This is a genomic window from Kosakonia quasisacchari, assembly GCF_004331415.1.
Taxonomy (GTDB): Bacteria; Pseudomonadota; Gammaproteobacteria; order Enterobacterales; family Enterobacteriaceae; genus Kosakonia; species Kosakonia quasisacchari.
In genome coordinates, this window is sequence record NZ_SJOP01000005.1 from 39,090 (window position 1) to 56,511 (window position 17,422).

The 17,422-nt window shown below is 55.3% G+C and carries 12 protein-coding genes and 1 pseudogene; 4 read left to right on the forward strand and 9 right to left on the reverse strand.

The annotated features are described in order from the left end of the window. Positions 1-99: 99 nt before the first annotated feature. Together degP and dgt are read right to left on the reverse strand one after the other, a co-directional pair. The gene (gene degP / locus E0L21_RS06925) at positions 100-1,536 is read right to left on the reverse strand and encodes a serine endoprotease DegP (protein ID WP_131407971.1); all 1,437 of its coding nucleotides are present in this window, start codon (positions 1,534-1,536) and stop codon (positions 100-102) included. A 133-nt stretch (positions 1,537-1,669) separates the two neighbouring features. Further along, positions 1,670-3,184: a dGTPase gene (gene dgt, locus E0L21_RS06930; RefSeq protein WP_131407973.1), complete on the reverse strand. Its 1,515-nt coding sequence runs from the start codon at positions 3,182-3,184 to the stop codon at positions 1,670-1,672. 106 nt (positions 3,185-3,290) lie between these two features. Here dgt and mtnN point away from each other — a divergent pair, with 106 nt between their 5' ends. Genes mtnN through E0L21_RS06945 form a run of 3 tightly spaced genes read left to right on the forward strand, consistent with a single transcriptional unit; the run spans position 3,291 to position 5,420 of the window. Further along, positions 3,291-3,989 (forward strand): 5'-methylthioadenosine/S-adenosylhomocysteine nucleosidase, encoded by a 699-nt coding sequence (mtnN, locus tag E0L21_RS06935; RefSeq protein WP_131407975.1) that lies wholly within the window; start codon positions 3,291-3,293, stop codon positions 3,987-3,989. Beyond that, positions 3,982-4,782 carry a vitamin B12 ABC transporter substrate-binding protein BtuF gene (gene btuF, locus E0L21_RS06940; protein WP_131407977.1) on the forward strand — a complete coding sequence of 267 codons (801 nt, stop codon included), beginning with the start codon at positions 3,982-3,984 and terminating at the stop codon, positions 4,780-4,782. Before mtnN ends, btuF begins: the two co-directional genes overlap by 8 nt. Positions 4,783-4,796: 14 nt before the next feature. Further along, the gene (locus E0L21_RS06945; RefSeq protein ID WP_131407979.1) at positions 4,797-5,420 is read left to right on the forward strand and encodes a TRIC cation channel family protein; all 624 of its coding nucleotides are present in this window, start codon (positions 4,797-4,799) and stop codon (positions 5,418-5,420) included. A gap of 45 nt (positions 5,421-5,465) precedes the next feature. On the opposite strand, the gene erpA is transcribed toward E0L21_RS06945, so the two are convergent. Both erpA and clcA read right to left on the reverse strand, forming a co-directional pair. Then, positions 5,466-5,810 carry an iron-sulfur cluster insertion protein ErpA gene (erpA, locus tag E0L21_RS06950; RefSeq protein ID WP_017457984.1) on the reverse strand — a complete coding sequence of 115 codons (345 nt, stop codon included), beginning with the start codon at positions 5,808-5,810 and terminating at the stop codon, positions 5,466-5,468. A gap of 81 nt (positions 5,811-5,891) precedes the next feature. Next, positions 5,892-7,158 (reverse strand): annotated as a pseudogene (clcA, locus tag E0L21_RS06955) (H(+)/Cl(-) exchange transporter ClcA). 170 nt (positions 7,159-7,328) lie between these two features. Here clcA and hemL point away from each other — a divergent pair. Continuing rightward, positions 7,329-8,609 carry a glutamate-1-semialdehyde 2,1-aminomutase gene (gene hemL / locus E0L21_RS06960; RefSeq protein WP_131407981.1) on the forward strand — a complete coding sequence of 427 codons (1,281 nt, stop codon included), beginning with the start codon at positions 7,329-7,331 and terminating at the stop codon, positions 8,607-8,609. Positions 8,610-8,645: 36 nt separating this feature from the next. Here the strand turns inward: hemL and fhuB are convergent, their stop codons facing one another. The 5 genes from fhuB to mrcB form a co-directional block, all read right to left on the reverse strand. After that, positions 8,646-10,628: a Fe(3+)-hydroxamate ABC transporter permease FhuB gene (gene fhuB / locus E0L21_RS06965; protein ID WP_131407983.1), complete on the reverse strand. Its 1,983-nt coding sequence runs from the start codon at positions 10,626-10,628 to the stop codon at positions 8,646-8,648. Next, positions 10,625-11,515, reverse strand: a complete 891-nt coding sequence (gene fhuD, locus E0L21_RS06970; RefSeq protein ID WP_131407985.1) for a Fe(3+)-hydroxamate ABC transporter substrate-binding protein FhuD — start codon at positions 11,513-11,515, stop codon at positions 10,625-10,627. Before fhuD ends, fhuB begins: the two co-directional genes overlap by 4 nt. Beyond that, positions 11,515-12,312 (reverse strand): Fe3+-hydroxamate ABC transporter ATP-binding protein FhuC, encoded by a 798-nt coding sequence (gene fhuC / locus E0L21_RS06975; protein WP_131407987.1) that lies wholly within the window; start codon positions 12,310-12,312, stop codon positions 11,515-11,517. Before fhuC ends, fhuD begins: the two co-directional genes overlap by 1 nt. A gap of 47 nt (positions 12,313-12,359) precedes the next feature. Then, entirely contained in the window at positions 12,360-14,537 is a 2,178-nt protein-coding gene (gene fhuA, locus E0L21_RS06980; RefSeq protein ID WP_131407990.1) for a ferrichrome porin FhuA, read from the reverse strand. Between the two features lie 253 nt (positions 14,538-14,790). Beyond that, positions 14,791-17,319 (reverse strand): bifunctional glycosyl transferase/transpeptidase, encoded by a 2,529-nt coding sequence (gene mrcB / locus E0L21_RS06985; RefSeq protein ID WP_131407992.1) that lies wholly within the window; start codon positions 17,317-17,319, stop codon positions 14,791-14,793. Positions 17,320-17,422: the final 103 nt, after the last annotated feature.

The following is a 17,422-nucleotide window of genomic DNA, read 5'->3' on the forward strand; positions in this document are numbered from 1 at the left end:
TGCACAAAGCGGCATTCAGAAGTATGGAGTTGTGGAAGGCTTCACAAAACAGAGGAAAGCTCCTCTTCCCTGAGATCAGGGAAGAGGATTTACAGCGGGTTACTGCATCAGCAGATAGATAGAGGTATCGCCGCGTTGAATGTTCAACGCCAGTACAGAAGGTTTACTGTCGAGGATTTTGCGCAACTCAGCGATATTTTTCACCGGTTGCTGATTCGCACCGACAATCACATCGCCTTTTTTCAGGCCAATCTGCGCCGCTGGGGTGTTGGCTTTCACCGTATTGACCATTACGCCGCCATCTTTGCCTTTATTGCTCATCTCAGCACCTTCAATACCATTGAAGATGGTGCTGGAGTCAACCTGGTTCTGGCTGCTCTGTTGCAACTCGATCGTAATATTCACCGGTTTGCCATCGCGCAGCAGGCCGAGCGCGACTTTGCTGCCGATCGGCATTGAGCCCACTTCCGCACGCAGCGCTGCAAAGCTGCTAATCGGTTTGCCGTTCAGAGAGGTAATCACATCCCCTGCTTTCACACCGGCTTTCGCGGCAGCAGAATTCGGCATCACCTGGCTGACAAACGCCCCGCGCTGTGCATCGACTTTCATCGCTTTCGCCAGCTCAGAGTTCAGTTCGGTCCCCATAATACCCAGCTCACCACGGCGAACCTGACCGAACTCGACCATCTGGCCGGTGAGGTTTTTCACCATGTTACTTGGAATCGCAAAACCGATACCGATGTTGCCGCCATCCGGTGCGAGGATCGCAGTGTTAATACCGATCAGCTCGCCATTCAGGTTCACCAGCGCGCCGCCGGAGTTACCGCGGTTGATCGCTGCATCCGTCTGGATAAAGTTTTCGTAGTTTTCCGCATTCAGGCCGCTGCGACCCAGCGCGGAGACAATCCCGGAAGTCACCGTTTCACCGAGGCCAAACGGGTTACCAATCGCCACGGTGTAATCCCCCACGCGCAGCGCATCGGAATCCGCCAGTTTAATCGCGGTCAGGTTTTTCGGATCCTGAATTTGAATCAGCGCAATGTCGGAACGCGGGTCTTTACCCACGACTTTGGCATCAAATTTACGCCCGTCACTCAATTGCACTTTGATGGTGTTGGCGTTATCGACCACGTGGTTGTTGGTGACCACATAACCTTTCGCTGCATCAATGATCACGCCGGAACCCAGCGCCATAAATTTCTGCTGCTGGCTATCGCCCTGCCCGCCCTGTGCGCCGCCGCCCTGACAGAACGGCGAGCTCTGGAACGGAGAACCATCCTGGCAGAACGGCGAATTATCACCAAAGAACTGCTGGAAATTGCGCGGCATACGCGGTGTGTTCACCGTGGTGCTGCCTTCAACATTAATACTCACGACCGACGGCATCACTTTTTCCAGCATCGGCGCGAGGCTTGGCATTTGTTGCGATGTGGTGGCTGTAGACGATGCTGTTTCCGCTGCCATAGCCGACAGAGGAGACAGCGCTAAACTTAAACTCAAAGCCAGTGCACTCATTGCTAACGTGGTTTTTTTCATGTCTCTCACTCTTTACCGATTAACGCAAACTGCTGTGTATGTGTCACTCAGAGTCGATTTATAGCGTGAAGTTCAGGCATTAAGTGTCTGGAAAAAGTAAAAAATTATTGTCGTTCTTTACAATTCATCGGTGTTATTCCACCGCCATCAAACGACGATATTCATCCCATGAATATAAATCCGTCATCCCGCTGATATAATCCTGAATTAATCGACAACGGTGATAATACTCCAGCACCGGGTACTCTGCCGCGTCGGGCGATAATTTGCTCACCGCCTCAACATAAGCTAGCCGGTGGCGCGTCGAAAGTTTTTGAAACAGGCGCGATTCAATTGGGAAACGACGCAAACGCTCTTTTTCCACCAGCTCGGCAAAATCCGCCGTAGATAAATGCAACAACGGACTGTAAATATCCAGCAATCCACTGATGACGCGATAACCTTGTAATTCCAGTTGCTCAACATCAGGATGGCTGAACACCTGTTTTATGGCGACATTTTTATATAATTCAAGTAGCTGACTAAAACCACTTTCATCTTCCAGCAACGCATGATTGAATTCGCCGCTGAAAATCTGCGGCAAATTCTCAATAAAACGCTGCGCCGCATACGGCACCAGTTTATTCAGCGTGTTGACGCGCAGGTACATGAAGAATTGATCTTCCGCGCTGCGGCTCATCGAATTAGCGCGTGATTTCTCCCATGCATTTTCGACAACCTGAGCAAACAACGATCCTTTTTCATGCTGCCCCCAGGCATCATAAAGATGCTGATACAGTTGTTCCGCGCTGAAAATACGTTTTTCTACCGCATCTTCTAAATCCGCCACGCAATAAGAAATATCATCCGCGGCTTCCATTATCCACGTTAGCGGAAAGCGACTGTATGTATCGAGGTTTAATTCTTTACGCAGCCGTTCTACATAGGCTTCTTCAGAGAAATAGTAACCTGGTTTTTTCATTAAATAGCTGTGTGATGCCGGCGGTTCACCAATCCACCACGCCGGGCGCGTATATTTTAAAATACAGCCGACCTGCGCCCAGGTCAGGTTCATACGCATTAACGTATGTACCATGCGAATACCCTGTGCATTACCTTCGAAATGGCTTAAATCATGGCGCACTTTCCTGCGTAACGCATTCAGTGTGTCTTCGCCTTCACGCAGTTTAAGCGCCATCACTTCGCAGCGATCATCCGACAGCGGCTGGCTCACTGCGTCATCTGGCGCCAGGCGCTGGCGAAACCAGTCATTGATTGCTGCTTCGCCGAAATGGCCAAACGGCGGGTTGCCAATATCATGCATCAGGCAAGCCATCTCAACGATGCTTTCGAACGGACCGGTCAATTCATCCAGACCGTAGGTTTCCAGCAAACGCTGCTCTTTCAGGCGGCTCAAAATCTCTTTGGCGATATAACGCCCCACTTGCTGAACTTCCAGCGAATGCGTCAACCGCGTGCGCACAGCCGCGTTACGCTCCAGGGGGAAAACCTGCGTTTTTTGCTGCAAACGTCGGATGGCGGCAGAGTTAATAATGCGCCCACGATCGCTTTCAAAGATGCGCAAAATTTCACGTTCGGTTTTTACACCCTGCGGCGAACGGTAGCGGCGGCGCCAGTTTATCTTGTTGCGAAAGTCGATCTCTGCCATTTCCTCTCCGGTGCTGAGCGTCACGGGATATCATGCAATTGTGTATGCCATGATAGACTATGCCCTGAAAACGTAATCCTGTCTTATCACATTAGCGAGTATCTCCATGAAAATTGGCATTATTGGTGCAATGGAAGAAGAAGTTACGCTGCTGCGTGACAAAATCGAGAACCGTCAGACGCTGAACGTCGGCGGGAGCGAAATCTACACCGGTACGCTGAATGGTACAGACGTTGCGCTGCTGAAATCCGGCATTGGTAAAGTGGCTGCCGCCATGGGCGCGACGCTGCTGCTGGAGCGCTGCCAGCCGGATGTGATTATCAACACGGGTTCTGCCGGTGGCCTTGCCGCCACGCTGAAAGTGGGCGATATCGTGGTTTCCGACGAAGCGCGTTATCACGATGCTGACGTGACCGCTTTTGGCTATGATATTGGCCAATTACCCGGTTGCCCGGCGGGTTTCAAAGCGGACGACAAACTGATTGCCGCAGCCGAAGCCTGCATTGGCGAGCTGAACCTGCACGCAGTACGCGGCTTGATCGTAAGCGGCGATGCATTTATTAACGGTGCCGACGGTCTGGCAAAAATCCGCCATAACTTCCCGCAGGCGATCGCCGTCGAAATGGAAGCGACCGCCATCGCGCATGTTTGCCATAACTACGGCGTACCGTTTGTGGTTGTCCGCGCCATTTCCGACGTGGCGGACCAGGAATCCCACCTGAGCTTTGACGAATTTCTGGTGGTGGCTGCGAAGCAATCCAGCCTGATGGTTGAAACCCTGGTACAGAAACTGGCGCGTGGCTAACTCTCTTTTCAGGGCGCTTGCCGCCCTGCTTATTCTGCTTCCGGCGTGGCTTTTCGCCGCGCCGCGTGTTATCTCACTTTCGCCAGCCAATACCGAACTGCTTTTCGCGGCGGGCATTACACCTGTCGGCGTCAGCAGCTATTCCGATTACCCGCCACAAGCCGCGCAGATTGAACAGGTGGCAAGCTGGCAAGGGATGAATCTCGAACGTATTGTCGCGCTGAAACCGGATCTGGTGCTGGCATGGCGCGGTGGTAACACCGAACGCCAGGTGAACCAGCTCAAGCAATTTGGCATCACCGTGATGTGGGTAGATGCGATCACCATTGAACAAGTCATTGACACGTTGCGTAAGCTCAAAGCGTACAGCCCGCACCCTCAGCGGGCGGAACAGGCGGCGCAAAAGCTGCTTTCCCAGTACAACGCGTTGAGAACTCAATATGCCAGCCTGCCGAAAAAACGCGTGTTCCTGCAATTTGGTGCGCAACCGCTCTTCACCAGCGGAAAAGGCTCGATTCAAAACCAGGTTCTGGAGCTGTGCGGCGGGGAAAATATCTTTGCCGCCAGCCGCGTACCGTGGCCACAAGTGAGCCGTGAACAAGTGCTGGCGCGCCAGCCGCAGGCGATTGTAGTGACAGGTGATGAAAAAGAGATCCCGCGAATCGAACAGTTCTGGCGAAACCAGCTCAATGTACCGATTATTTCTCTGCACGGTGACTGGTTTGAACGGGCAAGCCCGCGTATTATCCTCGCCGCTCAACAACTCTGCACTGCCCTTGCGCAGGTGAAATAACCGGGGAATTCACCATGCTGGTTTACTGGCTGGATATTATCGGCACCGCCGTATTTGCTATTTCAGGCGTTCTGCTGGCGGGAAAACTGCGAATGGATCCGTTTGGTGTGCTGGTGCTCGGCGTCGTTACTGCCGTTGGCGGCGGGACGATTCGTGATATGGCGCTGGCACACGGCCCGGTATTCTGGGTTAAAGATCCGACGGATTTAGTCGTGGCAATGGTGACCTGCATGTTGACCATTGTGCTGGTGCGCCAGCCGCGCCGCTTGCCGAAATGGATATTACCGGTACTGGATGCCGTCGGGCTGGCGGTGTTTGTCGGTATTGGTGTTAATAAAGCGTTTCTTGCCGAAACCGGCCCGCTGGTGGCGATTTGTATGGGCGTGGTCACCGGTGTCGGCGGTGGTATCATTCGTGATGTGCTGGCGCGTGAAGTGCCGATGATCCTGCGTACAGAGATTTACGCCACCGCCTGTATTGCGGGAGGGATCGTGCATGCGACAGCGTATTACTTATTTGCCGTGCCGCTGGAAACAGCAAGTATGCTGGGCATGGTGGTCACGCTAGTTATCAGGCTGGCGGCGATTCGCTGGCACCTGAAGCTTCCCACTTTTGCGCTGGATGAATCAGGCAGATAACAAAAAGCCGTGTCGCTGACACGGCTTTTTATGCATGAAGGAGCATTAAATACTGAATGAAGAGCCGCAACCACAGGTGCTGGTCGCATTCGGGTTAGTCACCACAAAGCGGGAACCTTCCAGACCTTCGGTGTAATCGACTGAACCACCGACCAGATATTGCAGGCTCATCGGGTCAACTACCAGGCCAACGCCTTGCTTCTCAATGGTCATATCACCATCGTTGATTTGATCGTCAAAGGTAAAACCATACTGGAAGCCGCTGCAACCACCACCGGTGATGTAGACACGCAGCTTCAGATTTGGGTTATCTTCGTCCGCAATCAGGTTTTTTACTTTGTTGGCTGCTGCGTCGGTAAACTGCAGCGGCAACGCTACGTCATCACTCATGTCTTGCTCCCGTTGATACTGCGATCTGGTTAAATAGTAACCCGACCTTTTCAGCTATTATCCAATACGCTACTAAATCGTTCAAGTATTCTCCCGCGGCAACTCACTTTCGCGAGCCGCATCCTGCCTGGCAAGCGTACGTGCCAGAATCGCGGAATAGAGCGGTTTTCCACCCAAAAACTGTGCTAAGAGTGTCGCACCAAGACAGGTAATGATCATTGGCAAAATAAGCTGATAATTGTCAGTCATTTCCAGAACTAGCACGATCCCGGTCAACGGCGCACGCAGAGATGCGGCTAATAACGCGCCCATCCCGGCAATGGCAAATGTCCCGGCATCAAGCTGATAATGCGGAAAAATCGCTGCGCTCGCGCTGCCAAATGCCATGCCTAATACCGTGCCAAGCGCCAGCATCGGCGCAAAAATGCCGCCAGGCGCCCCCGAGCTAAAACAGAGCAACGTGGTTGCCACACGAATGAGGAAAATAAACAGCAGTGCGCCGACGGTATAATTTCCGGCTGTTGCAATGGGGATAAGTGCAAAACCCCCGCCGGAAAGCGCAGGCGCAACCAAGCCAAGAACGCCGCAGCAACCGCCGATGACACCGCCAATCAGCACCCATTTCCCGGTATGCCCGCCGTGGATACGCTGAAACAGATCCTGAGTGCGCAACACCAGCGTGTTAAACAGCGGCCCGATCGCGCCAAAAATCATGCCCAGCAGCAGATAAAGCCACAGCGTATTCACCGGCGCATTGCTGAGCTTACCCACGTCGATCACCGCCGCTTCGCCGTTAAACACGCGAAAGACAATGCTCGACATAATCACGCCGGTGAACACGGCTTTAATCGAGATCAGGTTGTAATGAAACTGCGAACGCATCTCTTCAATAATAAAAAGAATGCCAGCCAGCGGTGCGTTAAATGCGGCGGAAAGCCCGGCTGCCGCGCCGGTCGCCAGTAATGTATGACGCGCTTCACCGCTGCGCAGGCGAAACAGGTCGCCCATCATGCGCCCGATATTGCCGCCGATCTGCACGGTTGGCCCTTCCCGACCCAGCACCATTCCCGCGCCAAGCGTTCCCATCCCGCCGAAAAACTTAACCGGTAAGACTCGCCACCAGCGCACTGTCCGCCATTTGTGCCAGCGCGCCAATGCGTGCGTTCAACACCGCGTTCACGGCTTTTTCAAAAAATACGCCCACCAACCCTGTGGCTGCGCCCGCTACGGCGGCAACCAGCAAAATCGCCAGCGGCGTTTTATCGCGTTGCAGCATCTGGCGCATGATGTTTCGACGTCGCCGTTGCTCAACCTGCTGTTGTTCAAATGAAGGAGTTTGCGCTGACATTGATTTTCGATAAGTAATACAAAAGGGGCATTTTACCCGGCAAGCGCCGCCGCGTCGCGGGCAAAATCCCTGCAAAATATGTCGTTTCACCGGGGCAAAACTTTCATAACATTCCCGTAATCACATAGAATGGCCAGCATTGATTTTTCCACGAACCAGGAATGAAAAGCATGAGTAAGTCTGAAAACCTCTATAACGCAGCGCGTGAGCTTATCCCGGGCGGTGTGAACTCACCGGTGCGCGCCTTTACCGGCGTGGGCGGTACGCCGCTGTTTATCGAGCGTGCTGACGGTGCTTATTTGTATGATGTCGACGGCAAAGCCTATATCGATTACGTCGGATCCTGGGGACCCATGGTGCTCGGTCACAACCACCCGGCGATTCGCAACGCGGTGATCGAAGCGGCCAGCCGCGGCCTGAGCTTTGGTGCGCCCACCGAGATGGAAGTGAAAATGGCGGAACTGGTCACCGAACTGGTGCCAACCATGGATATGGTGCGCATGGTGAACTCCGGTACCGAAGCGACGATGAGCGCCATTCGTCTGGCGCGCGGGTTTACCGGACGCGATAAAATCATCAAATTCGAAGGTTGCTACCACGGCCACGCCGACTGCCTGCTGGTGAAAGCCGGTTCCGGTGCGCTGACGCTGGGCCAGCCGAACTCACCGGGCGTGCCGGCTGATTTCGCCAAACACACCCTCACCTGCACGTATAACGATCTGAGTTCGGTACGCGCGGCGTTTGAGCAATATCCGCAGGATATCGCCTGTATCATCGTCGAACCGGTCGCCGGAAATATGAACTGTGTGCCGCCGCTGCCGGAATTCCTGCCGGGCTTGCGCGCGCTGTGCGATGAATTCGGCGCACTGCTGATTATTGATGAAGTGATGACAGGTTTCCGCGTCGCGCTGGCGGGTGCCCAATCTTACTATGACGTAGAACCCGATCTGACTTGCCTTGGCAAAATCATCGGTGGTGGCATGCCCGTCGGCGCATTTGGTGGACGTCGCGATGTAATGGAAGCGCTGGCACCCACCGGCCCGGTCTATCAGGCGGGTACGCTCTCCGGTAACCCGATTGCCATGGCGGCAGGCTATGCCTGTTTAACCGAAGTTGCCCAGCCGGGCATTCACTCCACACTGACTGAGCTGACCACACAGCTGGCAAATGGCCTGCTGGACGCCGCACAGGAAACGGGCATTCCGCTGGTGGTTAACCACGTTGGTGGGATGTTTGGTCTGTTCTTTACCGATGCCGATAGCGTGACCCGCTATCAAGACGTGGTGAAGTGCGACGTAGAACGCTTTAAACGCTTCTTCCATTTGATGCTCGAAGAAGGCGTGTATCTGGCGCCGTCGGCATTTGAAGCGGGCTTTATGTCTGTCGCGCACAGTGAAGAGGACATTGACAACACCATCGACGCTGCGCGTCGCGTGTTCGCCAAATTGTAACGACAAGGCCTCTCCCACCAAGGGAGAGGCGCTCTTTTAGCGGCTCTGCTTTCTCAGCAAATAGATAAAGTACGGCGCGCCGATAAAGGTCGACAGCAACCCGGCCGGGATCTGAAACGGAAACAGCAGCATCCGCCCGCACCAGTCGGCAAACACCAGCAGTAATCCCCCCACCAGCGCCGAAATCACGATATGCGGCATCGTGCGACGAAAACCCATCATCCGCGTGATATGCGGTGCCATCAGACCAACAAAACTGAGCGGGCCAATGGTCATTGTCGCCGTTGCCGTTAGTGCCGCAGCCAGTAACAACAGGCCGACGCGCGAAGGTGTCAACGCCATCCCGACCGAGCGCGCGGTATCCCCACCGAGCGGTAAGATCATTAACCAGCGGCGACACAGCGGTGTCAGCGCCAACAAAATCACCATCATCACGCCAGTCTGCAAAACCTGATCGCCGGACGCGTTGTAAGTGCTGCCAGAAATCCACGTCAGGATCTTCGCCATGCGCGGGTCACCGCTTGCCTGCAGCATCATCAGCAACATGGTAAACGCGGTGCTCAGCGCCATCCCTGCCAGCAGCATTCGGTGCGGAGAAAACCCGCCACGCCCGGCGGCAACCATAATAATCAGCAACGTCACCGCGGCACCCACACTCCCGGCGGGCATCAGCCAGCCAAACGCGTTACCCGGTACGAAAAACAGCATCAATACCACGCCAAACGCCGCGCCTGAGCTTATCCCCAACACTTCCGGGCTGGCCATCGGATTGCCGGTCAGGCGCTGAATAATACAGCCCGCCACCGCCAGCATCACGCCAGCGGTAAGCGCAGCGACAATGCGCGGCCAGCGCCACGGCATCAATTCCTCAAGCAACTGACCGCGGGCAAAATGCCAGCCTGTCGCATCACGCCCGAACGTCAGCGCCAGCCACATCGCCAGCAACAGAAGTACTAAACCGCCCAGCGCAAACCACTGTACCTGCTGGCGCTCAGCGACCACCTTATCCCCGCCGTCCATTGCCGGGGCGCTCATGCTGCGCAGCCGTGGCAGCAGCCACAGCAACAGCGGCGCACCAATCAGCGCGGTGATCGAACCGGTAGAGACTTCCATCCACACTCGCGTCAGCCACCAGATAACTTGATCGGAGAGCCAGAGGATCAACGCACCAATCAACGGCGCCAGCAGCAAGCGTGACAACAAGCGACGCGCACCCAGCATTTTCGCCAGCAGCGGCGCAAACAGACCGATAAAGCCGATAATGCCAACCGCATTGACCAGCAACGCACTTAGCGCAATTGCCAGCGTCAGCGCCGCCAGGCGAGCCAGCGACAGCGCCAGGCCAAGATTGCGCGCAACGCCGTCATCAAGCCCCATCAGCGTCAGCGGGCGCAACAGCAGTAGCGTTAACACCGCACAGCCAAGCAACTGCGGCCACAGTCGCTGCACGATGCTCCAGTCGGTTTGCGTCAGCGTCCCGGTGCTCCATAAAAACATGCTTTGCAGTTGATCGTGATGGAACAGCGCCAGCAGTTGGTTAATCGCTCCGCAATAGAGGCTCACCACCAGACCGGCGAGGATCAGCGTTACCGGCGATAAACGCTTTCCCCAGGCCACGCCAAACACCAGAGCACCAACCACACATGCCCCGGCAAGCGCGGCAAACTGTGACGCCATCACACCGGGAATCGCCCACAGAGTGGTAATGGTAATGCCCAGTTGCGCCCCGGTTGCCACACCCAGCGTTGTCGGTTCGGCAAGCGGGTTACGCAGCACCTGCTGAAACAGCACACCGACCAGACCAAGCCCGGCGCCGACCAGCAGAGAAATCACCAGACGCGGCAACAAACTGTAGTGGAACAACATCTGATCGATAAAGTTGATGTCCGGCGCGACGAAGGCCTGCGCCCACTGCGCGCGCGGCAAAGCGATAGTTAAATTGTTCCACGTAAGTACGGCGGCAATGATAAACAGCACCGTCAGCAGCAACGCAGGGAAAGGCGAAACACGTCGGTTCATGACCGGCCTCCCAGCGCATTATCCAGCACGCGGGTAAAATGCATCGCCGACAGCGTCGCGCCATAAAACCAGACCGCCGGCACCCGCTGGAAACGCCCGGCGCGCACGAAGGGCATCGCCTGCCACAACGGTGTCGCCATCATTTTTTGCATATCCTGTTCGTTACCGTGATCAAAACAGATCACATCAACATCTTTGTATTCTGCCAGCCGGTCGATACCCACCGCCACGCTGCCCCAGAAAGAGGTTTCGCCATGCCAGGCGTTGCGAATACCCACGCTATCGAGCACTTCCTGGAACAGGCAGTTCGGTCCGAACGCCAGCACATGGCGCGGATCGAGCAGCGTGATCATCAACAAAGGGCGATCGCCGCGACGGGCAAAATGCGGTTTTCGTTCTTCGATTAATGCATCAAAGGCGTCGAGATGTTTTTTCGCCGCTGTTTCCAGATTCAGGATCTGCGCCATCTCATTTAGCGAGTGCTTCGCCATCGTCAGCGGTTTTTTACCGTCACTAAAGGTGAAGCCGCGACCCGGCGCGATTTTCGCCAGCTTCTCTTCGGAAGGACCGTATCCTGCCGACCACACCAGCCAGGAGGGTTTCATTTGCGTCAGCAATTCGAGGTTCGGCTCGGTACGCAGCCCAACGTCAATCACCGAAGCAGGCAGCGCAGGCTCGTTGACCCACAAGTTGTAACTCTGCACATCCGCAACGCCATAAGGCGCGACGCCGAGCGCCAGCAGCAACTCAACCGGCAACCACTCCAGCGCGACAATACGCGTCGGATCGATAGCCGCGGCTTGCGCGCTGCGCATGTTCCACAAAAGGGGGGAGAGCGCCATCGCCGTCAGTAAGCGACGACGGCTAATGTGATGTAATCCAGCCATTAGTAGACAAAACTCACCGGTGCAGCCCCCGCAGGATGCGGCAATATTCCCATCGGGATGCCGTAAATGTGTTCCAGCGTTTCGGCGCGCATTAATACTTCCGGCGTACCTTCGGCGATCATTTCACCACCGCGCAGCGCCACCAGATAATCGCAATACCGCGCCGCCATATTAATGTCGTGCAGCACGGCAATCACCGTCAGCCCGCGCTGCTGGCTCAACCGGTGCACCAGCGCCAGCACATCCACCTGATGCGCGATGTCCAGCGCCGAGGTGGGTTCATCCAGCAGCAGGCAGCGGCTATCTTGCGCCACCAGCATGGCGATCCACGCGCGCTGGCGTTCGCCGCCGGAGAGGCTATCCACCAGGCGGTGCGCCAGCGGTTTTAAGCCCACCAGCGCAATCGCTTCTTCCACTTTCTCTCTGTCGGCAATGCCAAAGCGCCCCAACGCCCCGTGCCACGGGTAACGACCAATCGCCACCAGTTCACGTACCGTCATCCCTTCCGCCTGCGGCAACTGCTGCGGCAAATAGGCCACCTTGCGGGCAAAAGCCTTGCTGTTCCAGCTAGCGAGCGGTTGCCCATCAAGCAGAATGTCCCCATCCGAGGGCGGCTGGTGGCGGCCAAGCATTTTCAGCAGCGTGGATTTACCGGAGCCGTTGTGACCAATCAAGCCGGTGACTTTGCCTACCGGAAAGGTCAGCGACAGCGGGTGCAGCAGCGTACGACCGGGCACACGAAAGGTGACATCGGTAAGTTGAAAGGTGGTATCGGGAAGCGCGTTGTTTTCCTGCATGGTTGCCAACTTATAAAAGGGCACGGCGAACCGTGCCCGAAGAGAGATTAGAAGCGGAAGGTTGCGGTCGCCACTACCTGGCGTTCTGCGCCCCAGAAGCAGCCGTAGGTGTTAAAGCAGCTTGCGACGTATTCACGGTCAAGCAGGTTGTTGACGTTCACTGCAAGACTGGAACCAGCAAGACCAAAGCGCGCCAGATCGTATTTCACAACGGCATCCATCACCGCCGCACTACCGACCTTGAATGTGTTATCCGGATCGCCGTAGCTGGAACCGATTAAGCGGCCACCCGTTCCCACAGTCAGACCCGAGAGAACGCCAGAGTGGAAGGTGTAATCCCCCCACAAGGAAGCCATGTGTTTAGGAATTTGTACCGGTGTTTTACCTTTCAGTGTGGTGTCCTGGGTGTACTCAGCATTCGTGTAGGTGTAGGACGCCGTTACGTTGACGCTCGCGTTAACCGCGGCTTTTGCTTCTAGCTCAACGCCACGAGAGCGAATTTCACCTGCAGGAACTTGTGCGAATGGGTTAGTCGGATCCGTGGTCAGGTTGTTTGTTTTGGTTAGCTGATAAAGCGCGCCCGTAACAACAACCGGCAGATCTTTCGGTACGTATTTCACGCCTGCTTCGTATTGTTTACCTTTAGACGGTGCATAAGCCACGTTATCAGCCGGAGTCGCAGCCCAGGCTTTTGACGGGTTAGGTTCAAAAGATTCGCTATAGCTGACATACGGCGTAATGCCATTATCGAAGAGGTAGTTAACCCCGGCACGCCAGGTAAACTGTTTATCATCGCGCTCGACTTTCTGACCGCTGCTGCGAATAAGCGTTGTCTGTTCGGACCAGTCATAGCGACCGCCCACCGTTGCCACCCACTTATTCCATTCCAGTTGGTCCTGAACATACAGTCCGGTTTGGTGTTGGGTATTCAACTGGAAAGGCGTTGCGCTCGGGAAATCAACATCGGTATAAACCGGATTATTCATATCCAGCGTAGGCGCACTTCCGTAGGCGTTTTTGATGTCATTGCGGAAACGGGAGTAATCAATTCCCGTTAGAACGATGTGGGAAACATCACCCGTCGCGAATTTGCTTTCTAACTGGGTGTCGACGCCAAAATCGCTGTAGTCTTCGTCAGCCACAATGATTGAACGTGTAAGCTGATCGTTTGTGGCACCAAAACCATAAACGGTTTTCTGCGAGGTTTTAATCTGGCTGTAGCGCAGGTTTTGGCGAACAGTGAATACATCATCAAACGCGTGTTCAAAACTGTAACCCACCATACGCTGATAGCGGGAATATTCGTTGTTTGGAGCACTGTCAGTAAAGCTTGGGGAAATATGTTTGCCGGACGACAATGGCTCAACCGTGCCTTCTTTCGGCAACCAACCGTAATAACCCGTACTAGGTTCGTTCTGGATATTCGCCAGCAACGTTAAGTTGGTTTTATCATCCGGGCGCCAACTGAATGACGGCGCAATAGCGTAACGTTTTTGCTTCGCAAAATCCTGCTGCTCATCGTTAGAACGCGCAAGGCCGGTCAAGCGGTAAGCATACTTGCCGTCATCATCCAACGTATCGCTAAAATCGAAACCAGTCTGGTAAAGATTATCGGTCCCCATTTTGAACTGAATTTCATGCAGCGGCTCGGTAGTAGGACGCTTGCTGACCATCGAGATGATACCGCCCGGATTGCTCTTACCATACAGAACGGAAGTCGGACCACGCATCAGTTCAACACGCTCCAGCATGTACGGATCGATGGTCGCGCCGCTGTAGTAATCACCCTGCAATTTAATGCCATCAAGGTAGTTGTTCTGCGTAGGCCCAGGCGTTGAGAAACCACGAATGCTGACGAAATCATAAGTGTTCGATGCACCACGGTTGCTAACCACCACGCCCGGTGTATAACCCAGTGCTTCTTTTACAGAAGTGGGCTGGCGGATCTGCATCTCTTCATTCGTCACAACCGAAATAGACTGCGGCGTCTTTTCAATCGGAGTATCGGTTTTCGTCGCCGTTGCCGTGTGTTTCGCGGCGATGGTCGCCGCCGGTCCCCATGCGCTTTCCTGCGGAGCCGCGCTGGTGGTGACGGTGATGGTTTCTTCTTTTTGGGTTGTTGCAGCCTGTGCGTAAACAGACATGCCGCTAACCGCTGTGGCTACTACAACTGCGATTTTACGCAGCGTAGTGTTGACTGGCTGAGCAGTGTTAGGACGCGCCATTAGTTTATCTCTGATTCAAATGAGTTAATGATAACGTAAACGAGAATTATTATTATGACCGCAGCATAATATGCGAAGCGCTGTGCGCATAGCAAGTAGTAAGCCGCCTGAAACGGCCTGAAGGATTAAGAAGTAACCAGATAAACAGCAGGGAGTTAAGGGCGGTTTACTGCATCAGTATTGGCATGTATGCGGGCGTTAAAAAACCCCCGATGTTACCAACGGGGGTTTCAGGTTTTGTCACGGCAGAAAGTTAGTTACCGCCGAACATCTCTTTTATCCAACCAGCGACGCCATCGCTTTTCTGCTCCTGCTGCGGCGGCTGTTGAGGCTGCTGCTGCGCCGGTTGCTGAGGCTGCTGGGATTGATCAAACGGGTTCCCAGTTTGCGGCTGCACCTGGTTTTGCTGGCACAGCGTTTCCGGGTTGGTCGTCCAGACCGGCAATTGGCGCACGCCGCCACCGCCGCAGACAAAGTTACCCATATCATCAACGCCCATCGTGTTGATGTCTTCTGGCGGCGTCAGATCCAGCGGGATCGGCGACTGGTTTTCCAGATAACGCTGGTAAATCGCCATCGCGCCGCTGGCACCATACAGCTTCGTCGGCTGGTTATTATCGCGGCCGACCCAGGTAATCGTCACTTCGCGCCCGTCGATGCCCGCAAACCAGGTATCGACGTTATTGTTGGTGGTACCGGTTTTACCTGCCAGATGCAGACCCGGATACTTCGCGCCAAGCTGGCGACCCGTCCCACGCAGAACAACCTGCTGCATCGTCCACAACGTCATGTACGCCGCCTGCGCCGGTACAGCGCGCTCGGCCTGCGGGAAGCTTTGATACAAGACCGTACCGTCTTCAGCGATCACCGAACGCAGCGCGGAAAGCGGCGCGCGGTTACCGCCGCTGGCGATGGTCTGGAAAGCCTGCGCCACTTCAATCGGCGTCAGGTTCAGCGCACCGAGCAGCATAGATGGCATGCCGGTCAGCTGATCTTTCGGCGCCCCCAGTTTCTGCCAGGTATCCGTTACCGCAGGTAACCCTACCGCCATCCCGAGGTTCACCGTGGGTACGTTCATCGAGCGGGTCAGCGCATCCACCAGCATCACCTGGCCGCTAAAACGACGGTCATCGTTCTGCGGTGCCCACACCTGGCCGTTAGACAAGCGCAGCGAAATCGGCGCATCGGCAATCCAGGTATTCAGGCGATAGATGTTCGGCTGGCTCAGCGCCGTCAGGTAGGTTGCCGGTTTCGCCAGCGAGCCAATGGAACGGCGCGCCTGCATCGCACGGTTATAGCCCGCGAACTGCGGCGTCGCACCGCCGACCATTGCGCGCACTTCGCCGGTGTAGCGGTCAACCACCACCATTGCCGTTTCAAGATCGGTCAGCTTGCGCTGTTTGATCAACAGCGGAATACCTTCCACAGCCGCTTTTTCGGCGGCGTCCTGCGCCACGGAATCAAAGGTGGTGAAGATCTTCACGCCGGAGAGATCTTTCACCTTATCGCCGAGCTTAGCCTGCAACTCCTGGCGCACCATCTGCATAAATGCCGGCTGCGGTGAAATCACCCCGCCACGCGGCTGCACACCGAGCGGACGCGCGCTCAGCATGTCATACAGTTCCTGGTCGATAACGTTCTGCTGTTGCAGCAAACGCAGCACCAGGTTACGACGCTCCAGCGCCAGTTTCGGGTTACGCCACGGGTTGTAGATTGACGCGCCTTTGACCATCCCCACCAGCAATGCCTGCTGATCGAGGCTCAGCTCTTCCACCGGACGGCCAAAATAGTAGAGGCTCGCCAGCGGGAAACCGCGGATCTCGTTGTCGCCGCTCTGACCGAGGTACACCTCGTTCATATACAGCTCAAGAATGCGATCTTTGCTGTAGCGGGCATCCATAATCAGCGCCATATAGGCTTCGTTGGCTTTACGCCAGTAGGAGCGCTCGCTGCTGAGGAACAGGTTTTTCACCAGTTGCTGCGTCAGCGTACTCGCCCCTTGTACTGTGCGTCCGGCGGTCAGGTTTGCCAGTACCGCACGGCCAATAGAGTAGAAGCTAATGCCGTCGTGCTCGTAGAAGTGGCGGTCTTCGGTCGCCAGCAGCGTATCCACCAGCAGATCCGGGAAGCCATTGCGCGGCACGAACAAGCGCTGCTCGCCATTAGGTGAAGAGAGCATGGTAATCAAGCGCGGATCGAGACGGAAGAAACCGAACTGGCGGTTGCTGTCCATATTTTCGATGGTTTCCAGACGAGAGCCGTCAAAGGTCAAACGCGCGCGCACCTGCCCTTCTTTACTGTCCGGGAAATCAAACGGGCGGCGGATCATCTCAATGCTTTTCGCCTGCACGGTAAACTCGCCGGGACGCGTCATCTTCGTCACCTGGCGGTACTGCGTGGCTTCCAGCAGCTTCACCATCTCGTTTTTACTGATTGCCATATCCGGTTCGAGGTTGACCATACGGCCATACACCGCGGCAGGCAGTTGCCAGACTTTTCCGTCGATACGGGCACGGATTTTTTGGTCCAGATAAACGCCATAAATGGCGCACAGCACGGCCAGAACGATGGCAATTTTTAACAGCAGCCAGAACCAGCCGCGTTTGCCGCGTGGCTGCTTGCCTTTGCCTCTTCCTTTTTTCGGCATCGGTTCCTCGTCTTCATCGTCATCTTCATACTCGTCGTACTCCTCTTCCCGAAGTCGACGACGACTGATTTTCTCTTTCGCCGGACGCGCTGGTTTACCCTTGCGTCCAATTGGCTCGCGGTCATTCCCCGCCATGCTTTACTCTCCGCAACTTTCAGGCGCAAGGGCCTGATTCTCAACTCTTCCGCACCAGGGAAGAAGAAGAAATCTCTCAATTTATCGCACTGTTTGATGGCAA

Coding starts and splice junctions, on each gene's coding strand:
- fhuC (WP_131407987.1), bottom strand. CDS start 12,312: ATGCAGGAAAACAACGCGCTTCCCGATACCACCTTTCAACTTACCGAT.
- dgt (WP_131407973.1), bottom strand. CDS start 3,184: ATGGCAGAGATCGACTTTCGCAACAAGATAAACTGGCGCCGCCGCTAC.
- E0L21_RS06945 (WP_131407979.1), top strand. CDS start 4,797: ATGCTGGTTTACTGGCTGGATATTATCGGCACCGCCGTATTTGCTATT.
- fhuD (WP_131407985.1), bottom strand. CDS start 11,515: ATGGCTGGATTACATCACATTAGCCGTCGTCGCTTACTGACGGCGATG.
- degP (WP_131407971.1), bottom strand. CDS start 1,536: ATGAAAAAAACCACGTTAGCAATGAGTGCACTGGCTTTGAGTTTAAGT.
- hemL (WP_131407981.1), top strand. CDS start 7,329: ATGAGTAAGTCTGAAAACCTCTATAACGCAGCGCGTGAGCTTATCCCG.
- fhuA (WP_131407990.1), bottom strand. CDS start 14,537: ATGGCGCGTCCTAACACTGCTCAGCCAGTCAACACTACGCTGCGTAAA.
- fhuB (WP_131407983.1), bottom strand. CDS start 10,628: ATGAACCGACGTGTTTCGCCTTTCCCTGCGTTGCTGCTGACGGTGCTG.
- erpA (WP_017457984.1), bottom strand. CDS start 5,810: ATGAGTGATGACGTAGCGTTGCCGCTGCAGTTTACCGACGCAGCAGCC.
- mtnN (WP_131407975.1), top strand. CDS start 3,291: ATGAAAATTGGCATTATTGGTGCAATGGAAGAAGAAGTTACGCTGCTG.
- mrcB (WP_131407992.1), bottom strand. CDS start 17,319: ATGGCGGGGAATGACCGCGAGCCAATTGGACGCAAGGGTAAACCAGCG.